General features: G+C 44.4%; 14 protein-coding genes and 2 tRNA genes. 12 read left to right on the plus strand and 4 right to left on the minus strand.

From position 1 onward, the window contains the following. Window positions 1-19 precede the first annotated feature (19 nt). Together EQY75_RS04965 and bshB1 are read left to right on the plus strand one after the other, a co-directional pair. Window positions 20-1,198 (plus strand): trans-sulfuration enzyme family protein, encoded by a 1,179-nt coding sequence (locus tag EQY75_RS04965; RefSeq protein WP_129603416.1) that lies wholly within the window; start codon window positions 20-22, stop codon window positions 1,196-1,198. Between the two features lie 21 nt (window positions 1,199-1,219). Then, window positions 1,220-1,942 carry a bacillithiol biosynthesis deacetylase BshB1 gene (bshB1, locus tag EQY75_RS04970; RefSeq protein WP_129603418.1) on the plus strand — a complete coding sequence of 241 codons (723 nt, stop codon included), beginning with the start codon at window positions 1,220-1,222 and terminating at the stop codon, window positions 1,940-1,942. Here bshB1 and EQY75_RS04975 read toward each other — a convergent pair. Beyond that, the gene (locus EQY75_RS04975; RefSeq protein WP_246020012.1) at window positions 1,939-4,044 is read right to left on the minus strand and encodes a tetratricopeptide repeat-containing sensor histidine kinase; all 2,106 of its coding nucleotides are present in this window, start codon (window positions 4,042-4,044) and stop codon (window positions 1,939-1,941) included. The two genes, bshB1 and EQY75_RS04975, sit on opposite strands and share 4 nt — an antisense overlap. A 231-nt stretch (window positions 4,045-4,275) precedes the next feature. On the opposite strand from EQY75_RS04975, the gene EQY75_RS04980 reads away from it, so the two are divergent. After that, a tRNA-His gene (locus EQY75_RS04980) sits at window positions 4,276-4,351 on the plus strand. Between the two features lie 119 nt (window positions 4,352-4,470). Here EQY75_RS04980 and EQY75_RS04985 read toward each other — a convergent pair. After that, entirely contained in the window at window positions 4,471-6,030 is a 1,560-nt protein-coding gene (locus EQY75_RS04985) for a M28 family peptidase (protein ID WP_129603420.1), read from the minus strand. Window positions 6,031-6,234: 204 nt separating this feature from the next. Here EQY75_RS04985 and EQY75_RS04990 point away from each other — a divergent pair, with 204 nt between their 5' ends. From EQY75_RS04990 to EQY75_RS05000, 3 genes are read left to right on the plus strand one after another with little or no spacing between them, the layout of a single operon-like run. Then, entirely contained in the window at window positions 6,235-7,137 is a 903-nt protein-coding gene (locus tag EQY75_RS04990; protein WP_129603422.1) for a dihydrodipicolinate synthase family protein, read from the plus strand. Between the two features lie 23 nt (window positions 7,138-7,160). After that, window positions 7,161-8,744, plus strand: a complete 1,584-nt coding sequence (locus tag EQY75_RS04995; RefSeq protein ID WP_129603424.1) for an aldehyde dehydrogenase (NADP(+)) — start codon at window positions 7,161-7,163, stop codon at window positions 8,742-8,744. A gap of 6 nt (window positions 8,745-8,750) precedes the next feature. Further along, on the plus strand, window positions 8,751-9,758 hold the full coding sequence (locus EQY75_RS05000; protein ID WP_129603426.1) for a 4-hydroxyproline epimerase: 1,008 nt from the start codon (window positions 8,751-8,753) through the stop codon (window positions 9,756-9,758). Window positions 9,759-9,767: 9 nt separating this feature from the next. Here the strand turns inward: EQY75_RS05000 and EQY75_RS05005 are convergent, their stop codons facing one another. Both EQY75_RS05005 and EQY75_RS05010 read right to left on the minus strand, forming a co-directional pair. Continuing rightward, window positions 9,768-11,969, minus strand: coding sequence for a xanthine dehydrogenase family protein molybdopterin-binding subunit (locus tag EQY75_RS05005; protein WP_129603428.1), 2,202 nt, complete (start codon window positions 11,967-11,969; stop codon window positions 9,768-9,770). A gap of 32 nt (window positions 11,970-12,001) precedes the next feature. Next, window positions 12,002-12,466 (minus strand): (2Fe-2S)-binding protein, encoded by a 465-nt coding sequence (locus EQY75_RS05010; protein ID WP_129603430.1) that lies wholly within the window; start codon window positions 12,464-12,466, stop codon window positions 12,002-12,004. A gap of 171 nt (window positions 12,467-12,637) precedes the next feature. On the opposite strand from EQY75_RS05010, the gene EQY75_RS05015 reads away from it, so the two are divergent. The 6 genes from EQY75_RS05015 to xerA all read left to right on the plus strand — a co-directional run bounded on the left by EQY75_RS05015 (window position 12,638) and on the right by xerA (window position 19,911). Further along, on the plus strand, window positions 12,638-14,887 hold the full coding sequence (locus EQY75_RS05015) for a TonB-dependent receptor (protein WP_246020013.1): 2,250 nt from the start codon (window positions 12,638-12,640) through the stop codon (window positions 14,885-14,887). Window positions 14,888-14,985: 98 nt separating this feature from the next. Beyond that, window positions 14,986-15,070, plus strand: a tRNA-Ser gene (locus EQY75_RS05020). 858 nt (window positions 15,071-15,928) lie between these two features. Next, window positions 15,929-17,212 (plus strand): TolB family protein, encoded by a 1,284-nt coding sequence (locus EQY75_RS05025; RefSeq protein WP_129603432.1) that lies wholly within the window; start codon window positions 15,929-15,931, stop codon window positions 17,210-17,212. 460 nt (window positions 17,213-17,672) lie between these two features. Beyond that, window positions 17,673-17,804, plus strand: a complete 132-nt coding sequence (locus EQY75_RS14305; protein WP_281278423.1) for a hypothetical protein — start codon at window positions 17,673-17,675, stop codon at window positions 17,802-17,804. Between the two features lie 177 nt (window positions 17,805-17,981). Then, complete coding sequence (locus EQY75_RS05030) at window positions 17,982-18,611, plus strand: response regulator (protein WP_129603434.1); 630 nt, start codon at window positions 17,982-17,984, stop codon at window positions 18,609-18,611. Between the two features lie 310 nt (window positions 18,612-18,921). Beyond that, window positions 18,922-19,911, plus strand: a complete 990-nt coding sequence (gene xerA / locus EQY75_RS05035) for a site-specific tyrosine recombinase/integron integrase (RefSeq protein WP_165200530.1) — start codon at window positions 18,922-18,924, stop codon at window positions 19,909-19,911. Window positions 19,912-19,940: the final 29 nt, after the last annotated feature.

Genomic DNA, 19,940 nt, shown 5'->3' on the forward strand with positions numbered 1-19,940 from the left:
GCGCATCAATAATGGCGATATGAAAACTAAGAAAAAAGGTCTGAATACGGTCTGCACCCATGTGGGGGAACTAAAGGACACAACCTTCAAGGGGGCTGTATCCCCGTTGTATATGAGCACCTCATATGCCTTTGAGGATGTGGAAATAAAGCGATATCCGAGATATTTTAATACGCCTAACCAAATGGCATTATCTCAAAAAATTGCAGCCCTGGAACATGCGGAAGAGGCCATGATCTTCGGGAGTGGAATGGCAGCGATAAGCACGGCCATCCTTGCCTTTTTAAAAGCAGGGGATCATATTATCCTACAACGGATGCTGTACGGGGGTACTTATCATCTTATCACCGAGCAATTTGAAAAATTTGGAATAGACTTTAGTTTTGTAGACGGATCTGATCCGGAATCTGTTGAAAAAGCCATAACCCCTGCTACAAAAGTGGTTTATATCGAGACTCCTTCAAATCCCCTGCTGACTATTACTGATATCAGAGCTATTGCAGACATTGCGAAGCAACACCAAATCGTTTCAATGATCGACAATACCTTTGCCAGTCCGGTGAATCAAAATCCGATTGATCTTGGAATTGATGTAGTTATTCACAGCGCAACCAAATATATGGGAGGGCATTCGGATATCCTTGCCGGGGCTGTAGCCTCTTCATCAGAACATATGGAACGCATTTTCCATCTGGCGAAAAACCTGGGGGGTAGTCTGAGCGACTATACCGTCTGGCTGTTGGAACGCAGTATTAAGACCATGGGATTGCGCGTTAAGGCACAAAACGAAAATGCTCAAAACCTGGCTGAATTTCTCGATGCACATGACGATATCACCAGGGTGTATTATCCCGGATTGCCAGGTCATCCCGACCATGAAATAGCAAAAGCTCAGATGCACGGCTTCGGCGGAATGATGTCTTTTGAGTTAAAGGAAAACATCAACGCTTCACATTTTCAGAAATCCCTGAAACTGATCAAATCATCAATGAGTTTGGCTGGAGTGGAAAGCACAGTACTTTCGCCTTCTCAAACCTCACATGCCTTACTCTCAGAGGAGGAGCGCGAAAAGCAAGGGATCAGAGAGGGACTTGTCCGATTCTCAGTAGGGATAGAAGAAGTGGACGATCTGAAAAAAGATATAGAACAAGCCATCCATATTGCAAAGAAACAGCAACTAACTGTCCCTTCGCATTAATTTTCCAAAGAACAAGGATTTATGAAATTAGATATATTAGTTTTTGGTGCCCATCCGGATGATGCCGAACTGGGTGCAGGAGGAACTATAGCCAAAGAAATTTCCCTGGGCAAAAAAGTAGGGATCATCGATCTTACTCGTGGCGAGCTAGGAACCAGGGGTTCGGCAGAAATACGGGATAAGGAAGCCGCTGCATCTGCTAGAGTTTTAGGACTGAGTGTGAGGGAGAATATGGAGTTTGCCGATGGCTTTTTTCTCAATGATCAGAAACATCAGCTGGCCCTGATCAGAAAGATCAGAACGTACCAACCTGATATAGTCTTATGCAATGCAATTGAAGACCGTCACATTGACCACGCCAGGGGTAGTGAGTTAGTGAGTAATGCTTGTTTCCTGAGTGGCTTGGTTAAAATTGACACCATGGCAGAGGGAGATGACCAGTGGCAGCAAGCATGGCGCCCAAAACAAGTGTATCACTACATACAGTGGAAAAATCTCGATCCGGATTTTGTAGTAGACATTACAGGCTTTATGGATAAGAAGATGGAATCTATCATGGCGTATTCCTCACAGTTTTACGATCCTGAAAGTAAGGAACCCAGTACCCCTATAAGTAGTAAGAATTTCACAGACAGTGTCACCTATCGGGCACGTGATATGGGCAGGATCATTGGGGTTGAATACGCAGAGGGTTTTACTGCAGAGCGATTTGTAGGGGTAAAAAGCCTGAGTGATATTATTTAACTGGCCTGACTGTATTTGTCTTCGGCTTTGGGTAGGGTAAAGAAGAAAGTACTCCCTTTTCTCAGGGCACTTTCTACCCAGATAGTTCCTCCATTTTTCTCAACCATTTCCTTGCAGAGTGAGAGACCAAGACCTGTCCCTTTTTCGTTATTGGTACCGTAGGTGGTAATATTGTTGTTCTTTTTAAAAAGATTCTCAACAGTAACCTTATCCATGCCTACGCCGGTGTCTCGAACAGCGATTTCCCAGTTGTCATTCTTTTCCTGGGCTTTGATGGTAATCATCCCATTTTCAGGAGTAAACTTAAGCGCATTACTGATCAGGTTTCGTACAACAATATCAATCTGATTACTGTCTGACCAGATCAGGGTATTGCCGCTGAGTTCGCTGACAATTTTAATGGATTTTGATTTTGAAAGTTCAGAAAGCAGGTTAATATTCTCATCAACAATGGATTCCAGAGAGAATACACTGGCTTTGGTTGTTGATCCGTTCATTTGTGAGTTACCCCATGACAACAAATTGTTTAAGGTGAAATAGATATGATCCACGTCACTCTTGAGTTTGGGGATAAATTCAAAGAACTCTGATTTGTTCATTTCTCCGTCAGTAAACATCTGCAGCAAGCCCTGCAATGCCCCGATAGGACCTCTGAGGTCGTGTCCTATGATAGAGAAGAGTTTTGTTTTAGTCTCATTACTGTCGGTTAGGGCGGCTTCATGTGCTTCCAGCTTTTCCTTTTTCGCCTTTAATTCGGTGTTTAGCCTCTTTTGAATCTTTTCAGCTCTTTTGATAAAGAAGGTGATAATGGCAAAGATGATCAATACGATAATACCGGCGTAGATCAATCCCCGCTGTTTGGCAAGTGCGATTTGATTGGCTTCTATCAGCTCTTGTTTCTGCCGATTGTATTCTTCTCGGGTCTTGAGCATGGTTAAACTCTTCTTATTCTCCTTTCGGTGAAGGGTATCGCTGACTTCCTGGTAGATTTCATGAAATGCCAGGGCTTTTCTGAATTCTTTTCTGTTTTTGCTGATTTTGTAAAGTGTTTTTGCACACTTCTGCGTTCCTTCCACAAAATTGATGCGGTTGGAAATTTCATAGGCTTCCATCGCATATTTCTGGGCGAGACTGTCCTTTTTCTGCCCCAGGTAAGCCTCTGCTATCCCATTGAATAAATCGATCTTACCCCTGTCATCGTCGAGGTTTTCATGAAGTAATTCTCCCTGGTGGTACCAATATAATGCCCATTGGTACTTATTTTGTTTCAGATATACCTTTCCTTTTATTTCATAGGCGTAGGCAAGCCAATCCATTACCTGGTTGTCTTCAAAAATGGAAATACTCCGGTTCACATTGAACATGGCGTAATCTAATTTCCCCATATCGGCGTAAAGAGAAGCCAGGTTGCTCATGGTCTGAGCCGAGTTTACTTCATCTCCGAGTTTTTCATTCAGTTTTTTTACGGCATCGTAGAATATCTGGGCCTGATCGTAATCCTTCTGTGAGGCATAAAGGCCGGCAATATTCTCATTCATTATCGATAACATCTCCAATTCACCCTTTTCTTCCGCCAGCTCGATTCCTTTGAGATAATTACTCAGGGACTTGGCAAAATCGCCTTTAAAGGCATACTCTGAAGCCAGATTATTAATAATTCTTAGGGTTAATGCACTAGCCTCGATGTTTTTGGAGAGGACAAGGGCTTTGGTGTAATTGTTTATCGCAGCAACCCTTTCACCTTTTCCGGAATAATAATCCCCTAATCCCAGATAAGACTCACTCTGCCCTTTTACATATTCGGCATTCTGACTGTATTTCAAGGCTTGTTTTGATATAGTGAGCAGGCTATCAGTCTTGTAGAAGCGATAATTCTTACCTAATTGGTTGAGAAGATTGATATGGACTGTATCTGTTACCTGAAAGTTCTCCTGAGCTCGTAAGGACTCTATTTTGGATTGCAGACTTTTAGAGTCATCCTGCGCACAGGTTGGAATGAAGCATAGGATGGCCATCAGCAGGCAGCTCACCGATCTGGTAAATACATTCTGATGCTTGATTATTGAAGACGCAAATTGGCGCATACCTATATAATATCTCAAGCAATAAAAATAAGATGCAAGGCAGGCCGGTTCTAATATTTGTTGTGAAACGCCGGATTTTGTGTGTTATATCGATATTTTGGGACGTGTGGTCGTAAAAATGGCCAAATAGTACGCTATAGAACTGTTAAAATCCTTGAGTTAAGTCTAACTTGATTTTATTTTAAAATATCAATTGTTTTATTTTGATGCAATAGGCAAAAAAAATTACCTTTGCCACCGCTTAGTTACGGTGGTTGTAGCTCAGTTGGTTAGAGCGCTGGATTGTGGTTCCAGAGGTCGCCGGTTCGAGCCCGGTCTTCCACCCAAAAGCAAAAAAGTCCTGCTGTTATCAGCGGGACTTCTTTTTTCTATAGTACAGGGAGCAGATTTACAACTTTCTGCGAAATTTGAATCCTGTTGGTCTGATCTTACTAAAAAAGTTTACTATTTCGAATCCTTGTCTACCACTACACGTTCACTCCTGTTTGCCACTGCCCAGGCGGTGTGGAACACTAACTTGGTTCTGTTCGTCAGCAAGTCGTAATTGATCTTATCCGGCGTATCTCCGGGCCTATGGTAGTCATCGTGAGTTCCGTTAAAATAAAAGATTATCGGTATGTTGTTTTTGGCAAAATTGTAGTGATCGCTTCGGTAGTAAAAGCGGTTGGGATCATTCTCGTCGTTATAAGTATAATCCAGGGTGATATTCGTGTATTTGTCGTTGATCTCTTCTGAGAGTTTATGAAGGTCTGAACTCAACTTATCTGACCCTATGAGGTAGACGTAATTGCGATCGCCTTCTCTTTTAGGATCAATTCGCCCTATCATGTCGATGTTGAGATTTGCTACTGTTTGCTCCAATGGGAATACAGGATTGTAATCTGTGTAATATCGTGAGCCCAACAGTCCTTTTTCTTCCCCGGTTACATGCAGGAACACCACTGAACGCTTGGGTCGGTGTCCGGCTTCAACGGCCGTTTGAAAAGCTTCGGCAATCTCCAGCATAGCCACAGACCCGGATCCATCATCGTCCGCCCCGTTGTTTATACTTCCGTCTTTTGAAACCCCTATATGATCTAAGTGAGATGAAATGACGAGATATTCGTCAGGTTTTTCTGCTCCTTTGATATAGGCCACAACATTTTCGGTAGAGATGGGTTCATTGCTGCTTTCCAGAGTGGCTACCAAATTTGTTTCCTGAGTGAGCGGGCCTTTAAGATCATTGAATTTAGTAAAGATGGCCGTGGCCATGGCCTCGTTGATCAAAATTAAGGCCGGATTATTTGCATCAGCTTCAAAGCCTAACCTGCCCCGATCATTACTTTTCATACGCTTGTAGTATCGCCCGTAGCGATTAAAATTTTCAGAATCTACAAAGAGGATAGCTTTGACACCTTTGGCCTTCGCAGCCACTAATCTCATATTTGGCCCTTCAGACATGTTTCCCCAGGAGGAATTTCTGTCCGTACCCGTTAATATAAATGTCCCGTCCTCATTGGCAGGCTCACCTGCTTTTACTAAGACCACTTTTCCTTCAACGTCTAAGCCAGTGTAATCTGAATATTCAGGATCATCAATTCCGTAACCAGCATACACCACCTCATTAAAATTACCTTCCAAAGGGGTAAAGGTGATAAAATCTTCGCCCAGGGTGTAATCTGTGCCATTAATTTGTAAAGCACCTTTTGGTAATTTGGCCATTTCAAGAGGCACCTTCTGGAAATAGTCGCCGTTATCCTGTGCCGCCGGAATTTCCAGATCCAGGTAGTGTTGTCTGAGATAATCAACCGCCATTTTTTGTCCTGGCTCACCGGTTTCCCTGCCTTCAAACTCATCAGAAGCATAAGTATAAAGATGCTCCTTAAGTTCACTTTCGGTAATGGTAGCCGCGTAGACAGCAGGATCTGCTGTGGTGGTTGAAGAAGTTACAGAACTGGTTGTTTTACTTGTGGAATGACAGCTGGCCATCAGAAAGAGGCCAGCAATAGAGAGATATTTTATCATGGTGATTTTTTCAAAGTGGCCCAAAAATAAGTAAAACATTCTAAATAATAGTACAAATGATTCTTAAAACTAAGCGTGAATTATAATGGGTGAGTCCCTGATTTTCAGAGCGTTTAATTCATAAAAAATAAGAAAAGTGCAATCTTTTTACGGCTTGTGATTACAAAGAAAGAAATGTACTTTGCAATTCTAATTCAGCAGCGTATGAACTTTAAGTGGGAAGGCGTTATGCCCGCCGTTACAACTAAATTTACCAGTGATGACACTTTAGACCTGGAACTGTTTCTGAAGAATGTTGATGCCCAGATTAAGGCAGGAGTAAGTGGAATTATCCTTGGGGGTACTTTGGGCGAAGCGAGTACCCTGGAAGAAGGTGAAAAAGAATCCCTGGTAACGGCAACTGTTAAATATGTATCCGGAAAAGTACCTGTGATTGTAAATATTGCCGAGCAGTCTACCCGTGGCGCACTAAAAGCTGTAGAGCTTGCAGAAAAATACGGAGCAAACGGACTCATGGTGTTGCCTCCTATGCGGTACAAGGCAAATAATACGGAGACCGTAACGTATTTCTCTGAAATTGCGAAAAGTACCACTTTACCCATTATGATCTACAACAATCCTGTGGATTACGGTATTGAAGTAAGCCTTTCGATGTTTGAGGAATTAATTCATTTTCCAAATATCCAGGCTGTTAAGGAGTCTACGCGCGATATCACTAATATCACCCGACTCAGAAACCGTTTTGGCGAGCGTCTGAACATCCTGTGTGGAGTAGATACCCTTGCCCTGGAAAGCCTTTTGGCTGGAGCAGATGGTTGGGTGGCCGGTCTGGTATGCGCTTTTCCCAGGGAAACGGTAGCCATATATAAATGGATAAAGGAAGGGAAGCACAGGGAAGCCCTTGCTCTTTACCGCTGGTTTATGCCGCTTCTGGAGTTGGACATCAATCCCCAATTAGTACAGAATATCAAATTAGCTGAAGTAGCCACAGGGCTGGGGTCAGAATTCGTCAGAGCACCCAGGTTGCCCCTTCAGGGAGAAGAAAGGAAACGGGTACAAGGGATTATCAATGCGGCAATGGCCAGCAGACCTGTCGTTAAACTTTAAATTAAAGCCGAAATCAAACAAGCATGTTAGACGGAAAGAATATTATTGGATATGATCGTACACAAAGAGGTTCTGTTACGTTCAGAACAATAAATCCAGTTTTAAATAAAGAGAATGACACCCTGTTTTACGAAGCTTCCGAGGAGGAAGTAGAACAGGCTGTTTCCCTAGCGCAAAAAGCCGCTCGTTTTTATTCCGAAACCACTCATGGTGATCGGGCTGCATTTCTCAAGGCTATTGCCGATGAGATTATGGCCCTGGGGGAAGATCTGATAGAAATATACTGTAAAGAGTCTGGTTTGCCCGAAGGCAGGGCAAAAGGGGAGAGAAGCAGGACGGTTAATCAGTTAAAGCTTTGCGCTGAGCTCCTGGATGAGGGCTCATTTGTGGAAGCAAGTATTGATACCGCAATGCCGGACAGAGAGCCGAATCCCAGAGTAGACCTGCGAAAAATGATGGTCCCTTTAGGTCCGGTTGCTGTCTTTGGCGCCAGTAACTTCCCTTTGGCATATTCCTCTGCTGGGGGCGATACAGCGAGTGCCCTGGCAGCCGGCTGCCCGGTAATTGTTAAAGGTCACCCAATGCATGCCGGAACGGGCAGTATGGTGTCATCTGCCATTATCTCTGCTGCAAAGAAAAGTGGTATGCCCGAAGGGGTCTTTTCACACCTCAACAGCAAGGGGCACGCAGTAGGGGAGGCTTTGGTAAAGCATTCACAGATCAAAGCTGTAGGATTTACGGGTAGTCATGGAGGAGGACGTGCTCTGTTCAACATGGCCGCTGAAAGGGAAGAACCTATTCCTGTTTTTGCTGAGATGGGCAGTGTAAATCCTGTTGTCTTTCTTCCTGAGATACTGAAAAAAGAAAAAGAGAAATGGGCTAAAACTCTAGCCGGTTCAGTTACCCTTGGGAGTGGTCAATTCTGTACAAATCCGGGAATAATGATGGGAATAAAGGGTTCAGAATTAGAGCAGTTTGCAGAAATCCTGACGGATGAAATTCTCAATATTTCCCCATCAAGTATGTTACACCCGGACATTGCAGGAAAATACGAGGAGGGCAAGAAAATGATGCATTCCCAGAAAGGTACTGCAGTTGTAGCCGAGTGGAAAGAGAAGACCGAACCCAATGTAGGTAGGCAGGCGATATTAAAGGTGAGTGCCTCAGAATTCATGGAGAATCCCAAACTCCACCAGGAAGTTTTCGGGCCATTTTCGCTCCTGGTAGAATGTTTGAACATAGAGGACCTTGAGCGTTCTGTGGCTCTTTTGGAGGGTCAGCTCACGGCTTCAATTATTGGTACTTCGGATGAACTCAGGGGGTATGATTTTCTGATAGGACTGTTGAGAGACCGGGTAGGACGCCTGATTTTTAACGGGGTACCTACCGGTGTTGAAGTCTGTGCCTCTATGCATCACGGAGGACCCTATCCGGCTACTACAGACAGCCGGTTTACCGCAGTTGGCCATGATGCCATCAAGCGTTGGTTAAGACCGGTGTGTTATCAAAACTGCCCGGATGAATTATTACCGGTAGCCTTGCAAAATGCCAATCCTCTCCAGCTGCTGAGAAGGGTAGATGGCGCCCTAACCCAATCAAAAATCTAATCACTTTTGGCCAGCCACACCTTTTACTGTGTAGACGGACATACCTGCGGAAACCCCGTGAGGCTTGTGGTTAAAGGCGGCCCACCTCTTACGGGTAAGACGATGAGTGAGAAACGCCAGCATTTTGTGAGGAAATTCGATTGGATTCGCAAAGGTCTGATGTTTGAACCCAGGGGTCACGATATGATGAGTGGAAGTATCCTCTATCCCCCTTCAGACCCTGAGAATGATTTCGGGATCTTGTTTATAGAAACCAGCGGATGTTTACCCATGTGCGGACATGGCGCTATCGGGACCATCACCATGGCAATAGAAGAAAAAGTGATCCTTCCCAAGAATCAGGGCACGGTAAGAATGGAAACACCGGCCGGATTAATTATAGCATCTTATTCGAAGAAAGGGAGCAAAGTAAACTGGGTGAAACTTCAAAATGTGCCTTCTTATCTGGCAGCTGAAGACCTGGTAATAGAATGCCCGGTTCTGGGCAGCCTTACCTTTGATGTGGCGTATGGGGGTAACTTTTACGCCATTATTGATCCTCAGAAAAACTATAAAGGCCTTGAGCATTATAGTGCCGCTCAGTTGGTGCAGCTAAGTCCTGAAATCCGAAAACGAATTAACGAGAAATACCCGAATCACTTTATTCATCCGGAGAATGATACCATCCGTGATGTAAGTCACCTGATGTGGACAGGTGAGCCACGCACCTCAGAAGCTAGTGGGAGGAACGCCGTATTTTACGGCGATAAGGCTATTGATCGCTCTCCTTGTGGTACGGGAACTTCGGCCAGGCTAGCCCAATGGTATGCCAGGGGAAGGATAAAAGCAGGGCAGGAATTTATTCACGAAAGCATTATCGGATCTACATTTACAGCGACCATTGAAGGAGTCGTTAGTGTAGGAAGTTACCCTGCCATCATACCCGGAATAAAAGGATGGGCTAAGAATACCGGATACAATCGGATCACCCTCGATGAGGATGATCCGTATGTCTGTGGTTTTCAGGTTGTCTGATGCATCGGCCTAACCGAGCACTCTTCGCTCCATTCCCATAAACGGCTGATCGTAGTATCGCACACCTGTAGCCTTGTACATGGCATTAGCCAATGCACCCATGGCTGGGGGCAATCCCGGTTCTCCAAGTCCGGTAGGAGCGATCTCATTTTCTACAAAGAATACTTCGATTTCCCTTGGTGCCTGTGAATGGCGGATCAGTTTATAGGTGTCGAAATTCATTTCTTTCGGTGCCCCGTTTTCAAAGGTGAGCTGACTGTACATGGCGTGGCCAATACCATCTACAACGCCACCTTGAATCATATTCACTGCACCGTCTTGATTTACCACTATTCCACAATCAACAGCGCACCAGACTTTCTGAACTACAGGATTTCCGTTTTCCATGATCATGTCGAATACTTCGGCTACATATGTGGAGTGGCAGTAATAAGCAGCAACCCCACGATGCACTCCTGGCATCGGCGTTCCCCAATTGGACTTCTCCTTCACTAATTTCAGTACTCCGGCGTAGCGTTCTGCTTCATAGTCGTGCTCTGCACCCACCGGATCATTAATTGCCCGGTCAAATAATTCTAAGCGAAAATCTATAGGATCCTTTCCGGCCAACTCGGCCACTTCATCGAGGAAGGACTGTTCTGCTCCGGCTGTAAAATTGGACCTGGGAGCACGCCAGGCCCCTGTAGTCACATTGGTAGGCGCTGCTATTTTTTCAGCAGAATAGTTTTCCACAGTACCTGCCGGGAATCGATTTGGAAATACCGGGCCATCCGGTAACCCGGCACCCTTTACAGAAAATGCAATAAGCTTGTTGTTTTCATCCAACCCGGCCTTGTATACAGAAGTGTAGGTAGGCCTGTAAGTACCCTGTGTCATATCGTCCTCCCTGGTATAGATCATCTTCACAGGTGCTCCAATTTTTTTAGAAATGGCTGCTGCTTCCAGGCCGAAGTGGACATAAAGTCGTCTTCCGAACCCACCACCTATCCGGGTCATATTAACCGTGATATTTTCAATAGGCATATTGAGCAATTTGGCCACAGAACCTTCCAGGGCTTCAGGGGTTTGTGTAGGGCCGATGAGTTCAGCGGCATCAGCGCTGACATTGGCAAAGAAATTCATAGGCTCCAACGTATTGTGAGCGATAAAGGGAGCAGTATAGGTACGCTCTATCACTTTTGCTGCTTTTTTGAAGGCAGCCTCGGGATTTCCATCCCGCCGTTTCTCCTGAACTTCTCCCGATTCAAGGGCAGTGGCTAAACGTTCTTTGTGTTTGGCAGAATTTTCTAATTCTCCTACAGTTTCCCATTCCACCCTCAGTGCTTTTTTCGCCTCCATCAGCGGCCAGGTAGATTCTCCAACTATGGCGATCAATTCGTGAAAACCTCTTTCATCAAACATTCCGGGCTCTTCAATCGAAATATCGATGACAAAGGCGTCATCGATTCCGTTCATACCAATGATTTCATCTTTATTAAACTTTCCAATCTTCATTCCAAATGCCGGTGGATGTGCAATCATGGCTAATTTCATCCCATCCCGGTGAAAGTCGAGACCAAAAAGCGGTTCCCCGGTTACGATCTTTTTCCCGTCAACATTTTTCTGACTCGTACCGATGAGTTTAAAATCTTTTACCTCCTTCAACTCTACTTCTTCAGGAATTTCGATACCCACGGCTTTTGAGGCAATATCTCCATAAGAAACAGAGCGATCACCTTCTTTTTCTTTGATCATTCCTTCGCTGGCGGTCAGATCAGCTACCTCAACACCCCATTCTTTAGCTGCGGCTTCCAAAAGCATACGTCTTCCGGTAGCCCCCGCCATTCTTAGCGCATTCCAGCTCAGACGAATCGAGAGGCTTCCCCCGGCAAACTGATTTTGATAGAAGCCGGTGTTCAGTGGCGCTTGTTCAACTACGACATGATCCCATGGCACATCGAGTTCTTCAGCTACGATCATGGGCATAGAAGTACGCACGTTTTGCCCGATTTCCGGATTGGGAGAATAAATTGTCACCAGGCCGGTATCCCCGATTTTAATATATCCGTTGATCTCATACCATTCCTCAGGAAGTGGCAAGCCTTGAGCGATTTCCGGAGAATTGGGCTTACAAGCATTGAGCCAGCTAAAGCCGATGATCATTCCTCCACCTGCAGCGGCTGATACTTTTATAAATGAACGTCTGTTATATTGTGTTCTAATCTTAGTCATTTTCTCTTTATTTTAAGGTAGTTAATTCAGGATCAGGCAGATTCTGAATTCGCTGCAGTTTTGATCGCCTGTTTGATTCTTACATAAGTGCCGCATCGGCAAAGATTCCCATCCATGGCAGCATCGATATCCTGATCGCTGGGATTGGGATTGTTTTTTAACAGGGCCGCGGCAGACATGATCTGACCGGCCTGGCAGTACCCGCATTGGGGCACATCGTGTTCGAGCCATGCTTGTTGCACGGGGTGGTCTGCATTTTCAGACAAGCCTTCAATAGTGGTTATGGACTGATTGCCAACCACGGCTACCGGAAGCTGGCATGAGCGTACGGCGGCATCACCCAAATGGATAGTACAAGAACCGCATTGCGCAATTCCACAACCGTATTTTGTTCCTACCAATTTAAGGTGGTCTCTGAGTACCCAAAGCATTGGGGTTTTTGGATCAACGTCAACCTCTACTTGTTTTCCGTTGATCCTGAGGGAATAATTTGCCATGATTATAATATAAGATATTGATTCAGTTCAAGATACAAATTATTTCTGTTGCCCGCTTGTTTTCCTATGCCTTCAGGCTCTAAGTTATTAACAGCCGTTTTCCCATTTTCACTGAGAAAAGCAAACCTTTTTTCTCATTCTTCGTAGGTAGGATAAATACAACCATACATCATGCATATCTCTATTAACTATCAAAATTCGAAGGCATTTTTCACCATTTTATTCCTGATGCAATGTTTTATCTCCATGGGGCATGAAATTAAGGGCAAGATTATGGACCCTTACAACAAGCCAGTGGAAGGGGTTGGGATCTACAACGAAACAACTCAGGACTTCACCTATTCTGATATCAGCGGATACTTTGAGTTGGATACAATCGCGGTAAACGATGTCCTTTATTTCTACAGCCTGGGGTACGAGACGGTTTCCAAAGTGATCTCCAATGACGATCTCAATTCTTCTGTATCTGTGGTTTTAAAAGAGGCCCCTGTATCGCTTGAACAGGTAGTTCTTATCTCTAAAATCGATGCTTTTAGTAGAATGGTCCAAATTGACGTAGAACAAAATCCGGTGCGTTCATCGCAGGAAGTTCTCAGGAGGGTACCCGGATTATTGATAGGTCAGCATGCGGGAGGGGGTAAGGCGGAACAATTATTTTTACGTGGATTCGACCTGGATCACGGTACGGATATTGCCATTTCTGTAGACGATATGCCGGTTAATCTGGTGTCTCATGCCCACGGGCAAGGATATTCAGACCTCCACTTCCTCATTCCGGAAACCCTGGACAGGCTAGATTTTGAAAAGGGACCCTACCGCGCTGAGCAAGGCAATTTTGCTACTGCAGGTCATGTAGCCATAAAAACCAAAGACAAAATAGAGCAAAACCAGATTAGCCTGGAAGCAGGGGATTTTAATACCCTGAGGTTGGTGAGCCTGATTAAATTACTGGAGACGGATCATGCGGATGGATACATTGCCTCGGAGGGCCTTGTAACCGATGGCTTCTTTGAATCTCCACAGAATTTCAATCGCCTCAACTTGATGGGTAGTTTTCGTTTTAGCAAAGAAAACGAGTCCCTGAGGCTGGGTGCTTCTCACTTTCAAAGTCGATGGGATGCCTCCGGACAAATTCCACAGCGGGCAGTAGATGCGGGATTAATTAGTAGGTTCGGGAGTATTGATGATACGGAAGGCGGAACCACTTCGAGATCTAATTTATGGCTCAATCACTTTAAGGCATTGGATGAACACCAGAGTATTCGCACCTCTGCTTACCTCTCTGCCTATGATTTTGAGTTGTATTCAAATTTCACTTTTTTTCTCAACGATCCAGTATATGGGGATCAGATCAGACAAAAGGAAGACAGAATAATCCTGGGTGCAAAATCGGTTTATCAGAAAAAGCTGCACACAAAGGATGAGGTGCATGCCGAGTTGGAAATTGGGTCGGGATTTCGTTACGACCAGGTAAGTGACGTAGAACTTTCGCGCAGCAGGAACCGCAGTGAAACACTTGAGAATATTGCGTTGGGACAGATAGACGAACTCAATGGCTTTGCCTTTGCTGATCTGGAGTACACGCTAGGGAAATGGACGCTTAATGGAGCCCTAAGAACCGATTATTTTAACTTCCAATACGAAAATGATCTGAGTGAGACCTATGACCGGCAGCGTAAAACCAAGGTATTTATCGCTCCTAAGTTTAATGTCCTCTATACGGCTTCACCAGAACTACAGGCCTTTCTTAAAACCGGCCTGGGCTTTCATTCTAATGATGCCAGGGTAGTGCTCGCCAATACAGGAGAAAGAACACTCCCCGGTGCTTTTGGCTCAGACCTGGGAATCATTTGGAAGCCTGGTTCCAGAACAGTTGTGAATGCAGGCCTGTGGATGCTGAGGTCGCAACAGGAATTTGTCTATGTTGGGGACGAGGGAATTGTAGAGCCCAGCGGCAGGAGCAGCAGGGCAGGAGCAGACCTGGGAGTTAGGCATCAATGGACAGACGATCTTTATTTGTACGCCGATGTGAACTATACCTATGCCCGCTCCATTGATGAGCCTGAAGGACAAGACTTTATTCCTCTGGCACCAGACCTTACGTCTGCCGGGGGTATTACCTTTGGAGGGATAAAGAACCTGAAAGCCTCATTGCAATACAGATATATAAAGGACAGGCCGGCAAATGAGGACAACAGCATTGTGGCCGAAGGGTATTTTGTCACCGATTTGAATTTGAATTATTCCATAAATAACCTCACTTTAGGGGTTGTAGTTGAGAATCTGTTTGATACCGAATGGAATGAAACCCAGTTTGCGACAGCGAGCAGATTGAGAAATGAACAACAGGCCGTGGAAGAGATCCATTTTACTCCCGGGACTCCATTTTTTATCAGGGGAAGGTTATCACTGAGCTTCTGAAGATCTTGATAAGTGGTGTTGTACCTCTAATTGACAATCAGAATTCAGAAAAAAATTCTTCGCATAACAAAAAAGCTTGTTATATTTGCAGCCGCTAAGGAGGAATGGCAGAGTGGTCGAATGCGGCAGTCTTGAAAACTGTTGAGGGTCACACCTCCGGGGGTTCGAATCCCTCTTCCTCCGCAAAGAAAAGCTTCACAGATGGTGAAGCTTTTTTTATTCCCTGAAGCCGGCAAAAGCTTGCTTTTGTAAGGCGGAGGGAATAAAACAATCAAACCGCAGGTTTGAGCTTTTCTTTGCAGGCCCCCCTCTAGGGATCAACGCAGTTAATCCCACAATAATAGGAAAGCGATATCGAGAATTCGTCGTTAGTATAAAACAGCATCCCGTATGGGTGCTTTTCTTAGCGTGACCCCCTTGTAGGGATCAACGCAGTTAATCCCACAATAATAGGAAAGCGATATCGAGAATTCGTAGTTGGTAAAAGTCAGCATCCCGTATGGGTGCTTTTCTTTTCAAGTCCCCCCTCTAGGGATCAACGCAATTAATCCCAAAGGAAATAAAAATACCCAACCAAGCGCCGTTTGCCACCGCACCGGCCGTCCACTCACTAAAAATGTTCTGGCAGACCATTTTTGAGCTTTCGGTCCGGTTTTTATGCTTAGGTCCTGATTGTATTATGCAGCCCTTAGGCTTAATTTGAAATTGGGGAGGGGTTAGCAACCCCGGCAACAAGCCTTTTCAGTTTTGCCCTGCATATTGGAGTGTATTTCAAGACTTTGATGATTATTTTATCGACGAACGACCACCTTTTCAGGATAAAATACAAGGCCGGAAATCCAGAGCTAAACACATTGTTTCCAAACGATTGTACAGGTCGATTTTTACTGTTAACTCATCGAAACTGTGAAAAATTGTTAGGGGTACTTTAGATTTTGAACCACTTGCCGATATTTTGGGGTCAAAACCTGTGAAAAAATCATAATGTATTGATTGGGACTCTTGCGAAATTTATCCTGATGAACCCCAATATCTTACCTTATGAAGAATTCTACACTCTGTTTAAAAATTGTAGCGGCAGGAATGGTGATCCTGTTTTGTGAAGTCGGAATGGCACAGCAAAACAGATTTATATCCAAAGACCTGGCCCGAAAAATTGAAGCCGACAAGCGTATCGAAAATTACCTGGAACTGTCAAGACTGGGTTATACGGAAAAAGAGATTTTCCAGGATCTGGGAAATGCCAACTTCCTTGCCGGGAATTATAAGGCCGCAGCCTTTTGGTATCAGAAACTAATCGACCTAAGTGGTTCCGAGAACATTTCTCCAAATTACCTCAAGCGTTACAAGGCATCAATGCAAAAAGCCGGAATTGCAGATTTTGGCGATGAGGTGGCGCAGACCGACTGGTACTCTGAGATCGAAGGAGAGTATCTGGCAGACAAAAAAGTTAGCCCTAAAACATATGCTACTGCCCCGGCCAAAAAGCAAAACAAGCACAATTTTAAGCCGCTACATCGCGCAGCTTCTTTAGATGAACTTCGCGAACTGGCAGGATTAAAAGAGCAAAAGCCAGATCAACTTAAAAACAATTCCCGAATTCCGGGGAAGGGATACACTCCGCCTATATCCATATCCTCTGATGGAAAGACAGCATTCTTTAGCAAGGCGGTCTATATGAAGCCAGAATACGGCTTGTTTTCCAAAAAAGAACCGATATACAAGATCTACCAGGCCGAGAATGTAAACGGAAAGTGGAGGAATGTAAAAGAACTCAGTGTTACCCCAAAGTATGCCTCGGCTATGCATCCTGCAGTTTCTCCTGACGGTAAACGCCTCTTTTTCTCCTCGGATATGCCCGGCACCTTTGGAAAATATGATATCTATGTAGCCGAAATTCACAAGGATGGCAGTGTAGGCATCGCCAAAAACCTGGGCGAGAAAGTCAATACCCGTAAAAACGAAATGTACCCTAATCTTGTAGGAGGTAACCTCCTTTTCTTTGCTTCCAACGGAAGAGAAGGGATTGGCGGAATGGACCTCTTTGCCGTACAGGTAGGGGCCAGGAAAGTGGGAATGGCTATGAACCTGGGAGCTCCCTTTAATAGTAAAAGCGATGATTACGCCCTCAATGTCAATGCTGAGACAGGTATGGCTATTGTAATGTCTAACCGCGGAGGCCTGGCCGATGAAACCAAACAACTGGTATTCTCTATCTCGGAGGATAAGAATGATCTGAGTACCCAAAAAAGGAAATACGACTTTCTGGAAGTACTGCCGATGGATCCCAACAGCGTATACACCAATATCTATTACCAGGACTAATACTTAATTGCTGAAAGTGTTGTGATGTTGAATCAAAGGAATACTAATCGGTCGGATATCATGGGGGTTCATCTGCTTATTGCCGAGTGTTTTCTATCCCCGAAAACAGCACGCATTTAAATGCTGTGCTAGCCACAGGTTAAAAGCCTAGTTTGGATACCAGGCAATGGTATAACCCTGAGAACAGATTGTAGTATGCATATCTGACCGATTTTCTTTTGATTTTTTCTATAGCATTTCCAAAAATATACTCTGTTTTTACCCCCGGATCAAGGGGGTAAATTAGTTGATTTGGACCCCGATTTTACAAACTGCCCGGTCGGTTTTTTGGGCATATTTCCGATGAAATACAGCATTTTCCTACATTTTATCGAAAAAATCTGCATTTCCTAGGACAAAATGGGGGCAATCTGTACTTTTTCAATTCCAATACAATAGTACAACCCCAAATCTCAGTCCTATGGAAATGAACTCTACCTACAGAATTTCCGGAAGTGCGCTTCCGATTATTCCATTACCATTCCGAAATGGGAAACGATCTATTTCCCCTTGTGTTTCTGATGCAGAATCCCTGATTGTTTTTGCCTGTTAAAGGGTAAAATAGCTCCTGGTCATTTTACACCTTCAGACGCCCTAAATCTCTTTTGATTTTATAAGGTTCTGAGGTCTCTTGTAAAGTTGCCTAATAAATGATCTAACCGTAATGTTGGATCATCGGCATTGATTTTTCAATAAATTCAAAACAACAATCGACTCAAATTTTGTGATTATGAATACAACTATACTCAAGGTTATTGTAATTGACAGTGATCCTAAATTTCACGAGAGTTACAACTATTTTTTTAGCACTTACAGGGATTACCGGCTGGTAGGGATCTACCGCACTGTGGAAGATGCCCTCGCTAATTATGAAATGGTAAATCCGGATATTATCTTGTCTGAAGTGAATTTTTTAGGCCTCTCAGGCATTGAAGGCCTGGTGGAATTCCAGAAGGCAAAGGACCCTGCCGTGGTGATCATGGTGAGTCATGAAGACGACTATGAACGCATCATGGATGCCTTCCGATATGGGGCCGAAGGATACCTCACCAAACCAATCGGAAAGAAAAGGCTGCGTTATGCACTAAAAGCCGTGAAGGATGAAGGTGCAGCCCTGAGCAGTGATGTGGCGAAAAAGCTCATTTCGATGTACAGGAAGAAGACCTACCAGTTTTTCTCTGAGCGTGAAAACCAGATCATTGAATACCTGGGAAAAGGCGCAACCTATAAGGTGATTGCCGATAAGTTATACATCACCCCCAGTACGGTGAACTTCCACATCCAGAACATCTACTTAAAACTGGATGTGAACTCCAAGTCTAAGGCATTGAAAAAGATCAGGGAGATGAATGCTGCTTAAAATAGATTTCAGTGAATTAGTTGATTGTCATTTAACAAATTAAACAACTACACTCCTGCAATTGGAGTGCAGGCTTGTATAATATCTTGCCGATTAATTATATGTTTTGGTTAAGGTTCAACTTTCACTATTTATTCATCGGGGTCGCCGGTGGATGAAGGTCGATTTTACGCCTTCACATGGAGTGGGGGAGTACATAAAGAAATATCCCGGCATACGATGGAGTAAGACGCATTGCTGTTATTGTATTCCTTACAGTAAGCGGGGGTTACACGAAATGTTTACCTACCTTAGAAAACGATCTTACTATGTGGATTACAGCGCAATCAAATCGGCCGGACCCACTCCTTCTCTCCGATACAAGGAAAAGAGAAAACCGAAATGGGAACGATTGGAGAAAAATTCAAAAAGCGTCTACCGAGAATACAAGGCCTTTCTGGAAGGTCAACGGCTGAGCCCAAGTACGGTAGAGGTCTACACCAATTTTATTGTCGAATTCTTATTATTTATCGGGGATAAACCCCTCGTGAAAGTAAACAATATGCTGATCCAGCGTTTTGTAGAGCGACTGGTATCTGATAAGAACTATAGCATCAGCAGTCACAGGCAGCTAATCAGTGCCATCAAGCATTTTGGGGAGCGTTTTACGCTGAGTGGGATAGAAGTGACGCTGCTGAAAAGGCCCAAGCGGTATAAGCGATTACCCATTGTGTTGAGTCGGCAGGAAATTATATCACTGCTCAGGAGCACTGCCAACCTCAAGCACAGGACTGCTCTGGCACTTTTGTATTCTGCAGGCTTGCGTATCAGTGAGTTGCTGAACCTGAAAAATGCGGATATTGACCTGGACAGGAGGCAGATCAGGATTGAAAAGGGAAAAGGCAGGAAGGACCGTTATGTACTGATGGCGGAGAGTGTGGTACCCTTATTGCACAACTACCTGATCACGTATAATCCTGTTGAGTACCTTATTGAGGGAGCAGATGGCCGAGCTTATAGTGCGGGGAGTGTGCGGAATTTTTTAAGGAAGGCCTGCAAGAAGGCCGGTATCAAAAAGCGTGTTACTCCGCATACGCTGAGGCATTCATTTGCAACTCATTTGATAGAGAATGGGGTAAATATGCGACACGTACAGGAGTTGCTGGGGCATTCGAAGCCTGAAACGACGATGATCTATACTCATATTGCCAAGAAAGACCTGCTGCAGATCCGTAGTCCTCTGGATGATGCTGTACTCCATGGCCTCGGCCCCCATAAAAATCCGGCAAAACTATCCTTATCTGGAGGTTTTGACGGATAAATTCATATTTTTAGTTGCATATAACAAGT

Source organism: Muriicola soli (assembly GCF_004139715.1).
GTDB lineage: Bacteria > Bacteroidota > Bacteroidia > Flavobacteriales > Flavobacteriaceae > Muriicola > Muriicola soli.

What these genes read in the sequence shown, in the direction of transcription:
- EQY75_RS04995 (WP_129603424.1), top strand. Translation starts at nt 7,161, where the DNA reads ATGTTAGACGGAAAGAATATTATTGGATATGATCGTACACAAAGAGGT.
- EQY75_RS04965 (WP_129603416.1), top strand. Translation starts at nt 20, where the DNA reads ATGAAAACTAAGAAAAAAGGTCTGAATACGGTCTGCACCCATGTGGGG.
- EQY75_RS05005 (WP_129603428.1), bottom strand. Translation starts at nt 11,969, where the DNA reads ATGACTAAGATTAGAACACAATATAACAGACGTTCATTTATAAAAGTA.
- EQY75_RS05025 (WP_129603432.1), top strand. Translation starts at nt 15,929, where the DNA reads ATGAAGAATTCTACACTCTGTTTAAAAATTGTAGCGGCAGGAATGGTG.
- EQY75_RS04990 (WP_129603422.1), top strand. Translation starts at nt 6,235, where the DNA reads ATGAACTTTAAGTGGGAAGGCGTTATGCCCGCCGTTACAACTAAATTT.
- EQY75_RS05010 (WP_129603430.1), bottom strand. Translation starts at nt 12,466, where the DNA reads ATGGCAAATTATTCCCTCAGGATCAACGGAAAACAAGTAGAGGTTGAC.
- EQY75_RS04985 (WP_129603420.1), bottom strand. Translation starts at nt 6,030, where the DNA reads ATGATAAAATATCTCTCTATTGCTGGCCTCTTTCTGATGGCCAGCTGT.
- EQY75_RS14305 (WP_281278423.1), top strand. Translation starts at nt 17,673, where the DNA reads ATGGAAATGAACTCTACCTACAGAATTTCCGGAAGTGCGCTTCCGATT.
- bshB1 (WP_129603418.1), top strand. Translation starts at nt 1,220, where the DNA reads ATGAAATTAGATATATTAGTTTTTGGTGCCCATCCGGATGATGCCGAA.
- EQY75_RS05030 (WP_129603434.1), top strand. Translation starts at nt 17,982, where the DNA reads ATGAATACAACTATACTCAAGGTTATTGTAATTGACAGTGATCCTAAA.
- EQY75_RS05015 (WP_246020013.1), top strand. Translation starts at nt 12,638, where the DNA reads ATGCATATCTCTATTAACTATCAAAATTCGAAGGCATTTTTCACCATT.